Origin of the sequence: Chitinophaga rhizosphaerae (assembly GCF_003958645.1) — a bacterium.
Lineage (GTDB): Bacteria > Bacteroidota > Bacteroidia > Chitinophagales > Chitinophagaceae > Chitinophaga > Chitinophaga rhizosphaerae.
On record NZ_RXLO01000005.1, the window covers coordinates 13,549 to 27,657 of the forward strand.

The window sequence follows — 14,109 nt, forward strand, 5'->3', positions numbered from 1 at the left end:
CCGGGGATACCGGACGGACTTTCGCATTATTTAACTGATACCGAGCAGCTCCACATCGAAGATCAGCGTGCTGTTGGCGCCGATCTGCGCGCTTACCTGGCGGTCGCCGTAAGCGAGGTCTGCCGGGATGAAGAAGCGCCATTTGCTGCCCTGGGGCATGAGCTGGAGGCCTTCCGTCCAGCCCTTGATGACCATGTTCAGGGGGAACGTGGCCGGCTGGCCGCGTTGTACCGAGCTGTCGAACACGGTACCGTCGATGAGGGTGCCGTGGTAATGGCAGGTCACTTTGCTGGAGGCGGAGGGCTTGGGGCCGGTACCTTCCGTAAGGATTTCGTATTGTAAACCGCTGGGAAGCGCCGTGACACCGGGCTTTTCCTTGTTGGCGGCAAGAAAGTCCTGCCCGGCCTTCAGGTTGGCGGCTGATTTTTCGTTTTTCATGTTAAAGAGTTTGTCTGCAATGCCCATATCCGGATATTTTTTGATGTCGGGCAAAGGTACGATAAAACGGAGGATGCCCATCGGGTTTAAGGGATGAAAGAAATACGTGTTTTAGGGGGAAACCGGGATTCCGGTGTCCTTCTATTGCATCGCCATTCATATTAATTTGACTTTGCCGGACGGGAAATATTCCTATTTTGGCGCATCGGCATAAAACCTTAGAACAATCCTTATGGACTCAAGAAGAGAATTTCTCAGGAAGGCCGCACTGCTCAGCGGAGCGGGCGGGTTGGCCAACATCCTTCCCGAAACCATTCAGCGGGCAATGGCCATCGATCCCGCACCCGGCAGCACTTTCCTGGATGCAGCGCACGTCGTTTTCCTCATGCAGGAAAACCGCTCCTTCGATCACTGCTTCGGCACCCTCAAAGGTGTTCGCGGTTTCAACGACCCCCGGGCCGTGAAAACCCCCAACGGCACCAACGTCCTCTTCCAGCCGGATAAAGACGGAAACCTCGTGCCACCCTTCCGGATGGACATCAAAGATACCAAAGCCACCTGGATGAGCGCCCTGCCCCACGGCTGGAGCGACCAGGTAGACGCCCGCAACGGCGGTAAATACGATCGCTGGGTACCCGTGAAACGCTCCGGCAACAGGGAATACGGGAAAGTCCCCATGACCATGGGCTACTATAACCGCGAAGACATTCCTTTCTATTACGCCCTGGCAGACGCTTTCACCGTGTGCGACCAGCATTTCTGCTCCTCCCTTACCGGTACCACGCCCAACCGCCTCTACCTCTGGACCGGCACCATCCGCGAAAAAATGAGCGGAGACGCCAAAGCCAACGTATGGAACTCCGATGTCGACTACGGCGAAGAAGCCCACTGGAAAACATACCCCGAAGTACTGGAAGAAAACGGCGTTTCCTGGAAAATATATCAAAACGAAATCAGCGTTGGCGTGGGTTTGGAAGGCGAAGGCGATGCCTGGCTCTCCAATTTCACCGACAATCCCATCGAATGGTTCAGCCAATACCATGTGCATTACCATGAACCGCACCTGCGCTATATCCGTAAAATGCAGGACGAGCTGCCCGGCAAAATTTCCGACATGGAAAAACAGCTGGCAGGGCTGGCGGCCGATTCCAAAGACCGCGCGAACCTCGAAAAACGGATCAAAAACGCCCGCAGCCAGCAGGAAAAAATTAAAGCCATCCTCGATAAAGTGGCCGCCACGCCTTTCAGCGCATTGCCGGAAAGGGAACAGCAGCTGCATAAGAAAGCATTCACCACCAATATCGGCGATCCGGATTACCACCAGCTGTCCGATCTGCAATACAAAGACGGGGAAACCGAACGGAAAATGCAATTGCCCAAGGGCGATGTGCTCCACCAGTTCCGGCAAGACGTGAAGAACGGCCAGTTGCCCGCCGTATCGTGGGTGGTGGCGCCGGAAAACTTCTCCGACCACCCCGGTGCGCCCTGGTATGGCGCCTGGTACCTGTCTGAAGTGATGGATATCCTCACCAGCAATCCCGAAGTCTGGAAGAAAACCATTTTCGTGCTGACGTACGACGAAAACGACGGTTATTTCGACCACGTTCCCCCCTTCACCGCGCCCGATCCTTCGCGGCCGGAAACCGGGAAAACGTCGGCGGGTATAGATACCTCGCACGAATGGGTGAGCCGCGCCGCACAGCGCAACTGGCCCGACGATATCCGCGAATGCTCCATCGGCCTGGGATACCGCGTTCCCCTCGTGATCGCATCGCCCTGGTCGAGAGGAGGATACGTGAATTCGCAGGTGTTCGACCATACGTCCAACATCCAGTTCCTCGAGAAGTGGCTGGAGCACCGGCATAAAAAGCCCATGACCTGCGAAAACATTACCAACTGGCGCCGCGCGGTTTGCGGAGACCTCACTTCCGTTTTCCGCCCCTACAACGGCGAAAAAATCCCTGCGCCGAAATCCATCGAGCGGGAAGCTTTCCTGGAAACCATCCACAACGCCAGATTCAAGGCTGCGCCGGCTAATTTTACGGTGTTGACGGGAGACGTGAAAGATCCGCAGAAACATTTGCCGCTGCAGGAAAAAGGGACACGCCCCGCCTGCGCCATACCATACGAGCTGTATGCGAAACTGGTGCCTTCGGCCGATGGAGCCGTTCAGCTTACCCTCGAAGCCGGCAACAAAAGGTTCGGTAAAAAATCGGCCGGCAGCGCGTTCAATGTCTACGGGAAAGATATGTACAACCGCGCTTATGCCGTAACGCTGGGCGGTAAAGTGGAAGACGTTTGGAAGGAAGACCTGTTCCCCGGCGGCGATATCGATATTACCGTGTACGGCCCCAACGGTTTCCTGCGCGGATTCCGCGGCCATGCGGGCAAACTTCCGCATGGGTTCACTTTCGAACAGCAACCGTCAAAAGGCAATGAACTATTGTTCAGCTGGCACAATGGCGGTAAGAAAGACGTGAAACTGCAGATGAAGGACGCCTACGGACAGGCCGACAGGAAAGTGATCACCGTGAAACCCGGCACCCGCGCTACGCTGGTGATGCCCTTGCTCAAGGCCCAGGGCTGGTACGACGTAACGGTGTCGGTAAACGGTACGGCGGCGGAATACCACTTCGCCGGGCACCTCGAGACCGGTAAATCCACCATCAGCGACCCGATCATGGGCGGGCTGATGTAAGTCCAGATATTCGCAATACCCGGTTGTTGCATCACATGAAAGACCACGGTATCGCATTTCGACTAATGAAATGCGTACGCGTGGTCTTTCGTTTATCCCTCCAGGCTGCGGCGGAGCATCGTTTTCGCCCGGTTGAGCCGCTTTTCTCGGGAAGCTGTCCAACGGTCCAGTATCGCGTTCAATGCCTTGTTAACCCATTCGTTCGCTGGTGTCTTCATGATTATGGGATGGAGGGGGCGAAACGACCCTGCACCACTTCCGGGAAAACATATTGGCGCTCGACAGGGCCAGTTCCTTACCGGGCCCAGGAGCCGGGAGATCCATGCGCTGCTGACGGACTGTAGGGTTTATTTCTTCGCATATTTCCAGTTGCGGCCTTTCCCTTCGGCCATCCATTCTACGGCCTGCGCGATGCGTTTATCGCGAGTGGGGTCGGTTTTCGCTTCGTTGATCCATTCGATGTATTCTTTCCGGTGGGAGTAGCTGAAAGCCTGGAACTGTTTTTCGGCCGTTTTGTTCTTTTTCAGCGCGGCGGCCAGTGCGGCCGGGACTTCCAGTTCGGTTTTCTCCGAAACAGGCCTGGCGGGCAGTTTGATGCCCTCGCGGTTCAGGCGGTCGGCTTCGCGGATGTAGGCGATGAGGGTTTTATCGGGCGGGAGGTCCCTGAGGGAGGCGATTTTCCCCAGATGCCCCATGGCGGCTTTCTCCATGAGCGTAAGGAGGCCTTTCGGATCATGCATGATCGCGGCTTTCCAGAACCCAAGGGCGCAATGCTGTTGGAAGGCGGCCATATGGCAGAGGTTATCGCCATGCGTCATGAAATAGGGCATGCCCCATTTGAGGGTTTCTTCCACGTGCGGACAGGCCTGGTGTACCATTTCCCGGATATGTTGGAGGATGGGCCGGGCGAAAGGGGCCGATCTGGCAATGTAGGCGTCTATTTTGTCCATCGTATAATATTATGGAAAAAAGCTATCTTGTTAAACACTTTTACCCCGCCCCATGTTCATTCCGGTAATTACCTACCGTATTTATACGCGACTATTTCGGGAAGATGTACGGTGCCAGCCGTTCCGCCCCTGTATTAATTTGCATCCCATCACATCAAACCAACAATTGTTATGAAAAGAACATCCTTTTTGCCATGGTTCCTCGTTCTGGTCCTGCTGATCCTGCTGATCTGGGCTTGGTTTTTCCGTCATGGCCGCCCGGTTGACGAAATCCCTTACGACCGTGAGGCCGCAAAGGAGCATGTGATCCCTTTTACCTCGGCCATCGAGTATGTTAAATCGTACCGCGGGGCCAAAGCGGAACTGCAGCGCCAGTTGCAGGATTCCGGGTATCTCGACCGCAATTTCAACCTGCCTGCTGCCGAAATGTTCAACCGCGACATCTTCGCCGCGCTGCTGGACGCCAAAGGCGCCGAAGGCATCCGTATTTACCTGGGGCTGAATGAAAAGAAGGAAGTTTGTTTCGTTATGGTGCCGGTAGACGGTAAGGGCAACGACATGCGGGGCCGTATCGTCAACGAAAAGCCCGCCACCGCCTGGATCCCCGGTATTTCCTCCGCCTATGCGCTGCCGCCGGCAGAAGATGAAGCCGCCGAAAAAGGGCACCGTTGCCCCACGATCTGCCCTTCCGGAAGCGACCTGTACCCTTGAGCCCAAAAAATTTCATCCTGTAATACATGACCTATCTCGCTTCGGCACTGTTAAGTTTTACGATTGCCATCCCGCTGGTGTTGGCACTGGTACGGATCCATAAGGTCCGTACCAGTTACTTTCCCTTCATGGTGCTGCTGTTATTGGCATTTACCACGGAAGTGGCCAGCGAGATCAGCCTCCACCTCACCCGTGAAAATACTACCGTCAGCAATATCTACACCCTGTTGGAATTTGGCGTGATCCTGTGGCAGTTTTATGCCTGGGGTTTCCTCCGCCGGCGCAGGGCCCTGCTCATCCTGCTGGCCGCCGTCAGTTTCATCACCTGGGTCACCGAAAACATCGGGTACGGCAGGCTGGAGGTACATTTCTGCTCCGCTTCCGTGTTCATTAACAGCCTCATCATCGTTTTTCTCTGCATCAACGAAATCAACGCCCTGATCGCTTCATTCAGTGGCCATCTTTTTCGAAATGCACGGTTCCTCATCTGCATGGGGCTCATGATCATCAGCATTTACAGCCTCATTACGGAAGGCACTTTGCTCATCGATCCGCAGAATGCCGTGATAGACTGGCCGATTTTCAATATCTTTTCATTCATCAACGCTTTCGTGAACATCATCTACGCGATCGCCGTGTGCTTCATTCCCGTCAGGGACGATTACTATTTTTCCCGCAGATTCAAAGCCTGACCGGCCGCTTATGGAAGAAAGGATTTTTTACATCACCGTATTTCTTTCCTCATTGCTGGGGGTGATCATCGCATTTTTCATTACGTCCATCATCCGCTACCACCGCCGCTACGTGCGCATGCAGCGCGAAAGGATCACGGCGGAAGTGAGGTTGCTGGAAAATGAAAGGAAACGCATCGCGGGCGATCTGCACGACAGCCTCGGGCCGCTCCTTAGTTCCGTGAAACTCAAGATCAGCAGCGTGGAAGTGCCCGATGCGGAAGACCGCAAAGTCATCCAGCAGTCCGCCAAACATATCGATGAGATCATCACCAGCATGCGGCAGATTTCGTACGACCTGCTGCCCATCGCCCTGGAGCGCAAAGGGCTCATCGAAGCCGTCCGCGACTTCGTGACGCACCTCGGCCGCGAAGATCAGCTGGAAGTGAGCGTGTACACCATGAACACCGTAACCCCGCATCCCGAGCAAGACATCCACCTGTACCGCATCCTCCAGGAAATCATCCATAACACACTCAAACATGCCAACGCTTCCCGGCTCGATATCGGCTTCCGGCAGGAGGCGAACGAATTGCTGCTGCTCGTGCAGGATAATGGTCAGGGATTCAGCGTGGAAAAGGCGCGGGAACACTCGCGCGGCCTGGGCCTCAAGAGCCTCGAAACGCGGACAGATATCCTGAAAGGCACCATCCACATCCGTTCCGCCGTTGGCGAAGGCACCCGCTACTACATCCGCATCCCCCGTACTTGATTTATTTGGGTATATTTGAGACATGCCGTTTCAACCTGCGGCGTGTAACCTCAGTTTCAATGAAGTACGATATCCGCCTCGCCGTTGCCGACGATCACGAAATTTTCCTGGACGGGCTGGCCCTGATGCTGTCGCGCCAGGAGCATATCACCCTGGTGGGCCGCGCGGCCGACGGGCGCGAGCTGCTCGACCTGGTGCACCGCGAAAAGCCGGATGTGGTGATGACGGATATCAAGATGCCGAAAATGGACGGGATTGCCGCTACCCGCCAGCTGGTGCAGGAAATGCCCGGCATCCGGGTGATCGCCCTGTCGATGTTCGATGAGGAGGGTTTGATCGTGGAAATGCTGGAGGCGGGAGCGAAAGGGTACCTGCTGAAAAACGCCGACAAACTGGAAATCCTCGAAGCCATCGAGCACGTGTACGAAGACCATACCTACTATTGCAAAAGTACTTCCGCAAAACTCGCCGGAATGATCGCCCGGAGCAAATTCAACCCTTACCGGCAAAAGGAAGCGGTCACCTTCACCGACCGCGAGCAGGAGATCATCAAGTTGATCTGCCTGCAAATGACGGCCCAGCAGATCGGCGACCGCATTTTCCTCAGCAAGCGCACGGTAGAAGGGTACCGTACCCGCATCCTCGAAAAGATGAACGTCCGCAATACGGCGGGCGTGGTGATGTACGCGCTGAAACATAATCTTATCCGGGAAGAAGACCTGGCTTAAGGGGTACTCTATCCGCAAAACGATCCTTCCCGTTACCAGCCTGCTTTCCGGCGCAGCTACGCATCCATGTTCGCAGTCCGGAAGGAGCGCATCGGCATCCTCCAGCCGTCATGACAGCTAACCTCCTCGCGCACACGTAGCCATGGCCATCCCGCCCGCGAAAACTTCTGCACATGCTATTGGGAGCATACGCCATGGCTCCATCAATACGTCCGCAACGCGAAATAATAACTGATATGATATTACCCGGAACGGGGCGCCAACAGGTTGGCGCCCCGTTTTTTTGTGATGAGCGGCAGAGGTTTTACTTCGGATTGGCGTCCAACATTGCAGAATAACCACCGAATTATGCGGCATGCACTGATCTTTACATTAATAATGCTGACCTGCGCACAGTTGACAAAAGCGCAGAACCTGGTACTGAAAGGTGTGTTGAAAGACAGGGGCGATAGTACCGTGCTGAAAAACGCCACCATTCGGGTAAGCAGCCCGGAAGACGCGAACTTCCGCAAACAGGCGCTGACCGGCCCCACGGGCGCCTTCGAAATCACCGGTCTTTCGCAAAAGCCTTACCTGCTGACGATCTCCTACGTCGGCTACGGCGAACTGCAACGGGCTATCCTGCTGCAGGCGGAAACGCAGGACCTGGGGACCATCTTCCTCCCCAAATCTTCCCGCGAACTGCAGGAAGTTGTCATCAAAGGCCAGGTGCCCCCTTCGCAAATGAAAGGAGACACGCTCCAGTATAATGCCGATGCCTATAAAGTGAACCCCGACGCCAGCGGTGAGGACCTCATCCGCAAAATGCCCGGCATCACCGTGGAAAACGGCACCGTGAAGGCTGGCGGCGAAGAAGTGAAAAAAGTGACGGTAGACGGGAAGGAATTTTTTGGGGAAGACGCCACCCTGGCGCTCCGGAACCTCCCTGCGGAAATCATCTCCAAAATCGAGGTGTTCGACCGGATGAGCGACCAGGCCCGGTTCACCGGGTTCGACGACGGCAATACCTCCAAAGCCATCAACATCGTGACCCGCGCCGAAATGCGCCAGGGCCAGTTCGGTAAGCTTTTCGCCGGATACGGCACCGAAGGCCGGTATTCCGCCGGTGGAAACGTGAACCTTTTCAAGGAAAACAAACGCATCTCCATCATCGGGATGACCAATAACGTAAACCAGCAGAACTTCTCCTCGCAAGACCTCCTGGGCGTGCAGAACGCCGGCGGCGGCCGTGGCGGCGGAGGAGGAAGGGGCGGTCGCGGCGGTCGTGGTGGCGGCGGTTTCGGCGGGGGAGGAAGCAACTTCCTCGTGGGCGGACAAAACGGCCTGAACAAGACCAACTCCATCGGGATCAACTACAACGACCAATGGGGCAAGAAAGTCAATTTCAACGCCAGCTATTTCTTCAATAACAGCAACAGCAGCAACCTGGAAATCACCCGCTCGCGCACCCAGCTGCCCGAAGGCGTGCAGGAAGAAAATGACACCGCCTACACGGGGAGCCGCAACTATAACCACCGGGTAAACATGCGGGTGGAGTACAACATCGACTCCAACAATTCCATCATCTTCACGCCCAGCGTCAGTTTCCAGAACAACGATTCCTGGTCCAGCAACTTCGGCCTCACGAAATTCCAGGAGAAACTGCTGAGCACCAACCTCCGCAATACCGACAATACCAACTCAGGATATAACTTCAACGGCAACCTGACCTTCCGCCACGCCTTCGCGAAACGCGGCAGGACCCTCTCTTTCGGCATTGGCGGCAGCACCAACAACCGCCGCGGCACCAACTTCACGAACAGCGATCTCGACTACCCGCAGGACCCTTCGAACAACGACTCCCTGCGCCAGCGCGTACGCCCGCTATCCAGCGGTAAATCGCTCAACATGAACGTATCCTATACCGAACCGGTGGGTAAAATGGGGCAGTTGCAACTGAGCTACAACCCCAGCTGGTCGCACAACGACGCCGACCGCCGGGCATACCAGTTCGATTACACGGGCAAAGACTACACTATCCTCGACCCCACACAGTCGAACATGTTCAACAACCAGTACAACACGCAATCCGCCGGCCTCAGTTACCGCATCGGTAACCGCGACCGCATGCTGAGCGTGGGCGCCAATTACCAGTACGCCGAAATGCAAAGCGAGCGCACCTATCCCACAACGGCCGCCGTGAAACAGCACTTCGCCAACGTACTGCCCAACCTCATGATGCAGGCCAAAGCGGGCCAGTACGGCCGGATCAGGCTGTTCTACCGCTCGTCTACCCAACAGCCGTCTATCGACCAGCTGCAGGACGTATACATCTACTCCGGCCTCACGAACGTGTCTATCGGTAACCCCGATCTGAAGCAGATGTACGGGCACCAGTTGGCCGGCCGGTACAACTATACCAATACGAAAAACGGGAATAACTTCTTCGCCAACGTGTTCGTAAATACCCGACAGGATTACATCGCCAATGCGATCTATACGGCAACACGGGCGGATTCGCTCCTTACGCCTACGGATACACTGAAGCGCGGCGGCCGCCTGTCCAAAGCCGAAAACATGGACGGTTATTTCAGCGCCAATTCTTTTTTCACCTACGGCGTTCCGCTGAAGTTCATCAAATCCAACTTCAACATGAACCTGGGCGGCGGCTATACGAAGATTCCCGGCATCACGAACCAGGTGAAAGGTTTTACGCACAATTACAACTATAACCTCGGCGCCGTGGTGAGCAGCAATATCAGCGAGTACGTCGATTTCACGGTGTCTTACGACGCGGTATTCAACGTCATCAAAAATACCATCGAACCCTCCACCAACGCGAACTATTCCACCCACAACGCGCGCGCGTCCGTGAACCTGCTCAGCAAATCGGGATGGGTGTTGCAGAACGAGATCAACCACACCTTTACGAAAGGCCTGGGCGAAGGGTTCGATCAGCGTTTCTGGCTCTGGAACGCCAGCGTAGGCAAGAAATTCCTCAAAAACCAGCGCGGGGAACTGCGGGCTTCGGTGTTCGACCTGCTGAAACAGAACCGCAGCATCAACCGGAGTATCAATGGTTTGGAGACGATCGACTCCCAGAACCAGGTGCTCACCCAATATTTTATGCTTACATTTACCTACCGGCTGCGGAATTTCGGTAAAGCCAAACAATCAGAGGGCGGAGAACGCCGCAGGTTCGAACGCGGGCCCGGCGAATACGGTCCTCCCGGTGGCGGCGGCATGAGGGGCAGGCCCGGCGGCAACATTTAACGTTTCCAATATTCCGTAGTACCGATTAACCAAACTATAATACCGCCAATTGACGGACAACATCGCAAATTTGAAGCAGGGGAGCGAAGCGGCTTTCAGGGAGCTGGTGGAGCAGTGGCAGGGCATGGTGTACAACACCGCGCTCGGCATACTGCAAAACACGGCCGACGCGGAAGACGTATCGCAGGAGGTGTTCATGCAAGCGTATGAGTCTATCGGATCGTTCAAGGGCGAATCAAAAATATCCACCTGGCTGTACCGGATCACGGTCACCAAGTGCCTGGACTTCCTCCGCAAAAAAACGAGGAAGAAGCGATGGGGGAAAGTGATGAGTATTTTCGGGGACAACCAGGAATTGCTGGTAGATCCGCCCGATTTTCAACATCCCGGCGTGGAACTGGCCAATAAGGAACGCTCGCAACTCCTTTTCAAAGCCATCGGCCGGCTGCCCGACAGTCAGAAGGCGGCCTTCGTGCTCCACAAGCTGGAAGGCCTGAGCAGCAAGGAGATAGCCGGTGTGATGGACGCGAGCGTGTCTGCCGTGGAAGGGCTCCTGCACCGGGCGCGGCAGAATTTGCGGCAACAATTGGAAAAATATTACAGGGAAGGGGAATAACATGAAAGGTTTTTAAAGAAACGTCGTCTAACTAAAATAAGCGATCATGAACAAGCGAAGAGACATAGAACAGGAAATTGAACGGACGCTCTCCAGCCTCGACGGCATGGAACGCGCGCAGCCGGATCAGTTCTTTTTTACCCGTCTCCGGGCAAGAATGCAGCGGGTTGCGCCTTTGGATGCCTGGGAGCGTTTCATTGGCATCATTACCCGCCCGGCCATCGCGTTTACCGCCATCGCGCTGATTTTGGGGCTGAACGGAACGGCGGCCTTCATGCAATGGAAGCCCGCCGAACGCACGGAACAGGCCTCGTTGCAGCAAGCATTCGAAGATGAATATGCCTTGGGAATCAACACTTTTTATGATATTGAAAAAAATGATCCGCAATGAGGGAAGCCTTCGCTAAGCATAAAGTTTTAAGCGTACTGGTGGTCCTGTTGCTGCTGACGAACCTTTTCCTGGTGTTTTTTATCGTAATGAAGAAGCCCGCCCCCCCCGGCAGAGGGAGCCATCCTTCCCGCGGCGAGGTCATGCAGCTCCTGGAAAAGGAAGTCGGGTTCAGCAAGGATCAGCTCGAATCATACCGCCAGCTCAAAGAACAGCATTGGGACCGGATGAAACCCTCGTTCACCGGCATGCGAAACGCCAAAGACGGATTTTATAAACTGCTGAGCCTGTCGTCCGTACCCGACTCCGTCGTGAATGCGATGGCGGATACGATCGCAGCGCGGCAAAAACAGATAGATCTCCAGACATTCCGGCACTTCCAGCAGGTGCGTGCCCTTTGCACGCCCGAGCAGCAGCCGCGGTTCGATTCCGTTGTGCAGCTGGTGCTGAAGAAGATGAACGGCCCCTGGCGCAAAGGCCCCCCGAAAGTCGATAGCACCCGCCGGCAGCCTGCGCCCGACCGCTAACACGAAACCCTCAAATACGCATCACATGAAACAAAGATTTCTGTTGACAGTGGCCCTCGTACTCACGATGGGCCTGGGAGCCTACGCCCAGCAAGGCGGCGGAGGCCAGCGCCGGACCGTTGAAGAACGCGTGAAAGCCACCCTCGAAAGACTCACTACCGAACTGAATCTCTCGCAAGACCAGGTCGTTAAACTCGACACCGTGTTCACCCGCAGCTACAAGGACATGCAGAAAATGCGCGAAGACGCGCAAGCCTCCGGCAACCGCCCCGACCGCGAAGCTTTCATGAAGCTGAACAGTGACCGCGACGAAAAAGTGAAGGCCATCCTTTCCGAAGAGCAATTCAAAAAGTACAAAGAGCAGCAGGAAGCCATGCGCCAGCGTGGGGGCGGACCCCGCGGAGGCGGCGGCCAGCGCTAGCATCTGATGTCATGAGCCCGGGCCGTACCGCGCAGCGTATAACCATGAAGAATGCACGCTGGGAGGTACGGCTTTTTCATGCCCTTGCGGATTTGTCGTATTATTGCGGCAGATAATCCATCCATGCTGAATTTCCTCAAAGATCACTGGCAGTCTATCGGGATCGTCATCCTCTACGGCATCACCTTCCTGGTGGCCATCAAGGCGCTGCTGGAAACGCGGTCTACCGGAAAAACACTGGCCTACCTGCTCCTCCTTTTCTTTCTCCCCGGTATCGGTGTGCTCGTATACCTCGCCATCGGCGTCAACCGGCGCATCAACCGCATCTACAGCCGCAAATGGATGAGCAACGTCCGCCTCAGCGAGCGCCTCCAGGATTACCTCCAGCGCGAGAACCGCCAAACCCTCCTCGAACATTCCGACCTCGTGTCCAATAAAACCGGCATCGCCCGGCTGCTCTTCCGCGATACGTTGTCGCCCCTCACACCCGATAATGAAACCGTGCTATTGCTGAATGGGGAAGAGAAATTCCCCGTCATGCTGGAAGCCCTCCGCTCCGCCAGGCATCACATCCATCTCGAATATTACATCTTCGAAGACACCGGCATCGGCCGCGAAATCATGGACGTGCTCAAAGCCAAAGCAGCCGAAGGCGTGGAAGTGCGCTTCATTTACGATGATTTCGGCAGCAGCGACATCAACCGCCGCTTCCTCCGCGAAATGCGGAGCGCCGGAGTGGAAGTGTTTCCCTTTTACCGGGTGCGCCTGCTCGCCAACCGCCTGAACTATCGCAACCACCGAAAGATCGTCGTGATCGACGGGCACACCGGATTCATCGGCGGGATCAATGTGGCAGACCGGTACATCAACGACCCGAAATACCGCGTCAGGCACAAGAACTGGCCGTACTGGCGCGATACGCATTTGTGCATCAAAGGCCAGGGCGTGCACACGCTGCAGTTCCTCTTTATGGGCGACTGGAATTTCTGCGCGGAAACCGACCTGCCCATCACCCACGAATTCTTCCCCGATATCCCTGTTGCGGGAAAAGACCTGGTGCAGATCGCAGCGAGCGGGCCGGATTCGGAGCGCTCGTCCATCATGCTGTCGTACCTCGCGGCCATCAACCAGGCGGAGCGCTCCGTATATATCACCACCCCGTATTTCATTCCCAACGAAGCAATTTACAACGCCCTGCAACAGGCGGCTTTGTCGGGGGTAGACGTGCGGCTGCTGGTGCCCGGCGTGAGCGACAGCCGGCTCGTGAACATGGCGGCGGAATCGTTTTATGAGGATTTACTGGCCTGCGGCGTGAAGATCTACCGTTATCAGAAAGGGTTCGTGCATGCGAAAACGATGGTGGTAGACGATAACCTGAGCGTGGTGGGCACGGCCAACATGGATATCCGGAGCTTCGATTTCAATTTCGAGGTGAATGCATTCGTTTATAGCCGGGAGATGAACTGGAAGCTTACCGAAGCGTTCCTGCAGGATTGCCTGTATACCGAACAGCTGGAGCTGGGCGACTGGCGGGCGAGGGGCCGGTGGATACGGTTGTGCGAGGCGGTGGTGCGGCTGTTCAGCCCGCTGCTGTGACCCCGTCAAAAAAAAAATCTATCGATGAATTTCGATATTTCAAAAAAGTCCCTATATTTGCATCATGGACGCAGCGATGATCGAGAAGGCGGCAAATGCTCTGGCGGATAAGAACCGGATGGCCATACTGTTGAAGTTGGCCAGGCAGGAGAACTGTTGCTGTGGCGAAATCCAGGACATGATTTGCCTTTCTCAACCTACTGTATCCCATCACATCAAGATTTTGGTGGATAGCGGCGTGCTCATCAGCACGAAGGAGGGCCGGAATGTAACGCTTACCATCAATAAGGAGATGATGAAACACCTGTCAATGTTCTTTCTTCAGCTGAGTTAAAAAGCTG

14 protein-coding genes are annotated in these 14,109 nt (G+C 55.5%); 12 read left to right on the forward strand and 2 right to left on the reverse strand.

The features are described 5' to 3' along the window. Positions 1–30 precede the first annotated feature (30 nt). Positions 31–438, reverse strand: a complete 408-nt coding sequence (locus EJ361_RS13015; RefSeq protein WP_240646628.1) for an FKBP-type peptidyl-prolyl cis-trans isomerase — start codon at positions 436–438, stop codon at positions 31–33. A 232-nt stretch (positions 439–670) separates the two neighbouring features. Here EJ361_RS13015 and EJ361_RS13020 point away from each other — a divergent pair, with 232 nt between their 5' ends. Next, positions 671–3,136: a phosphocholine-specific phospholipase C gene (locus tag EJ361_RS13020; RefSeq protein WP_126246073.1), complete on the forward strand. Its 2,466-nt coding sequence runs from the start codon at positions 671–673 to the stop codon at positions 3,134–3,136. A gap of 347 nt (positions 3,137–3,483) precedes the next feature. Here EJ361_RS13020 and EJ361_RS13025 read toward each other — a convergent pair whose 3' ends face one another. After that, positions 3,484–4,086: a YdeI/OmpD-associated family protein gene (locus EJ361_RS13025; RefSeq protein WP_126246074.1), complete on the reverse strand. Its 603-nt coding sequence runs from the start codon at positions 4,084–4,086 to the stop codon at positions 3,484–3,486. Positions 4,087–4,257: 171 nt separating this feature from the next. On the opposite strand from EJ361_RS13025, the gene EJ361_RS13030 reads away from it, so the two are divergent. The 11 genes from EJ361_RS13030 to EJ361_RS13080 all read left to right on the forward strand — a co-directional run bounded on the left by EJ361_RS13030 (position 4,258) and on the right by EJ361_RS13080 (position 14,102). Next, positions 4,258–4,797, forward strand: a complete 540-nt coding sequence (locus tag EJ361_RS13030) for a hypothetical protein (RefSeq protein WP_126246075.1) — start codon at positions 4,258–4,260, stop codon at positions 4,795–4,797. Positions 4,798–4,823: 26 nt separating this feature from the next. Further along, on the forward strand, positions 4,824–5,489 hold the full coding sequence (locus EJ361_RS13035) for a hypothetical protein (protein WP_126246076.1): 666 nt from the start codon (positions 4,824–4,826) through the stop codon (positions 5,487–5,489). 10 nt (positions 5,490–5,499) lie between these two features. Continuing rightward, a complete protein-coding gene (locus EJ361_RS13040) occupies positions 5,500–6,240 on the forward strand; it encodes a sensor histidine kinase (protein ID WP_126246077.1) in 741 nt (246 codons plus the stop codon). Between the two features lie 59 nt (positions 6,241–6,299). Further along, positions 6,300–6,968, forward strand: coding sequence for a response regulator transcription factor (locus tag EJ361_RS13045; protein ID WP_126246078.1), 669 nt, complete (start codon positions 6,300–6,302; stop codon positions 6,966–6,968). A gap of 348 nt (positions 6,969–7,316) precedes the next feature. Beyond that, a complete protein-coding gene (locus EJ361_RS13050) occupies positions 7,317–10,220 on the forward strand; it encodes an outer membrane beta-barrel protein (RefSeq protein WP_164714214.1) in 2,904 nt (967 codons plus the stop codon). 49 nt (positions 10,221–10,269) lie between these two features. Next, entirely contained in the window at positions 10,270–10,836 is a 567-nt protein-coding gene (locus EJ361_RS13055; protein ID WP_126246080.1) for an RNA polymerase sigma factor, read from the forward strand. Between the two features lie 46 nt (positions 10,837–10,882). After that, complete coding sequence (locus tag EJ361_RS13060) at positions 10,883–11,227, forward strand: hypothetical protein (protein ID WP_126246081.1); 345 nt, start codon at positions 10,883–10,885, stop codon at positions 11,225–11,227. Further along, entirely contained in the window at positions 11,224–11,751 is a 528-nt protein-coding gene (locus EJ361_RS13065; protein ID WP_126246082.1) for a Spy/CpxP family protein refolding chaperone, read from the forward strand. Before EJ361_RS13060 ends, EJ361_RS13065 begins: the two co-directional genes overlap by 4 nt. A gap of 25 nt (positions 11,752–11,776) precedes the next feature. Further along, on the forward strand, positions 11,777–12,172 hold the full coding sequence (locus tag EJ361_RS13070; RefSeq protein WP_126246083.1) for a hypothetical protein: 396 nt from the start codon (positions 11,777–11,779) through the stop codon (positions 12,170–12,172). 123 nt (positions 12,173–12,295) lie between these two features. Continuing rightward, positions 12,296–13,768, forward strand: a complete 1,473-nt coding sequence (gene cls / locus EJ361_RS13075) for a cardiolipin synthase (protein WP_126246084.1) — start codon at positions 12,296–12,298, stop codon at positions 13,766–13,768. 64 nt (positions 13,769–13,832) lie between these two features. Further along, on the forward strand, positions 13,833–14,102 hold the full coding sequence (locus EJ361_RS13080) for an ArsR/SmtB family transcription factor (protein WP_109698935.1): 270 nt from the start codon (positions 13,833–13,835) through the stop codon (positions 14,100–14,102). Positions 14,103–14,109 lie beyond the last annotated feature (7 nt).

Coding starts and splice junctions, on each gene's coding strand:
- EJ361_RS13015 (WP_240646628.1), bottom strand. CDS start 438: ATGAAAAACGAAAAATCAGCCGCCAACCTGAAGGCCGGGCAGGACTTT.
- EJ361_RS13020 (WP_126246073.1), top strand. CDS start 671: ATGGACTCAAGAAGAGAATTTCTCAGGAAGGCCGCACTGCTCAGCGGA.
- EJ361_RS13025 (WP_126246074.1), bottom strand. CDS start 4,086: ATGGACAAAATAGACGCCTACATTGCCAGATCGGCCCCTTTCGCCCGG.
- EJ361_RS13030 (WP_126246075.1), top strand. CDS start 4,258: ATGAAAAGAACATCCTTTTTGCCATGGTTCCTCGTTCTGGTCCTGCTG.
- EJ361_RS13035 (WP_126246076.1), top strand. CDS start 4,824: ATGACCTATCTCGCTTCGGCACTGTTAAGTTTTACGATTGCCATCCCG.
- EJ361_RS13040 (WP_126246077.1), top strand. CDS start 5,500: ATGGAAGAAAGGATTTTTTACATCACCGTATTTCTTTCCTCATTGCTG.
- EJ361_RS13045 (WP_126246078.1), top strand. CDS start 6,300: ATGAAGTACGATATCCGCCTCGCCGTTGCCGACGATCACGAAATTTTC.
- EJ361_RS13050 (WP_164714214.1), top strand. CDS start 7,317: ATGCGGCATGCACTGATCTTTACATTAATAATGCTGACCTGCGCACAG.
- EJ361_RS13060 (WP_126246081.1), top strand. CDS start 10,883: ATGAACAAGCGAAGAGACATAGAACAGGAAATTGAACGGACGCTCTCC.
- EJ361_RS13065 (WP_126246082.1), top strand. CDS start 11,224: ATGAGGGAAGCCTTCGCTAAGCATAAAGTTTTAAGCGTACTGGTGGTC.
- EJ361_RS13070 (WP_126246083.1), top strand. CDS start 11,777: ATGAAACAAAGATTTCTGTTGACAGTGGCCCTCGTACTCACGATGGGC.
- cls (WP_126246084.1), top strand. CDS start 12,296: ATGCTGAATTTCCTCAAAGATCACTGGCAGTCTATCGGGATCGTCATC.
- EJ361_RS13080 (WP_109698935.1), top strand. CDS start 13,833: ATGGACGCAGCGATGATCGAGAAGGCGGCAAATGCTCTGGCGGATAAG.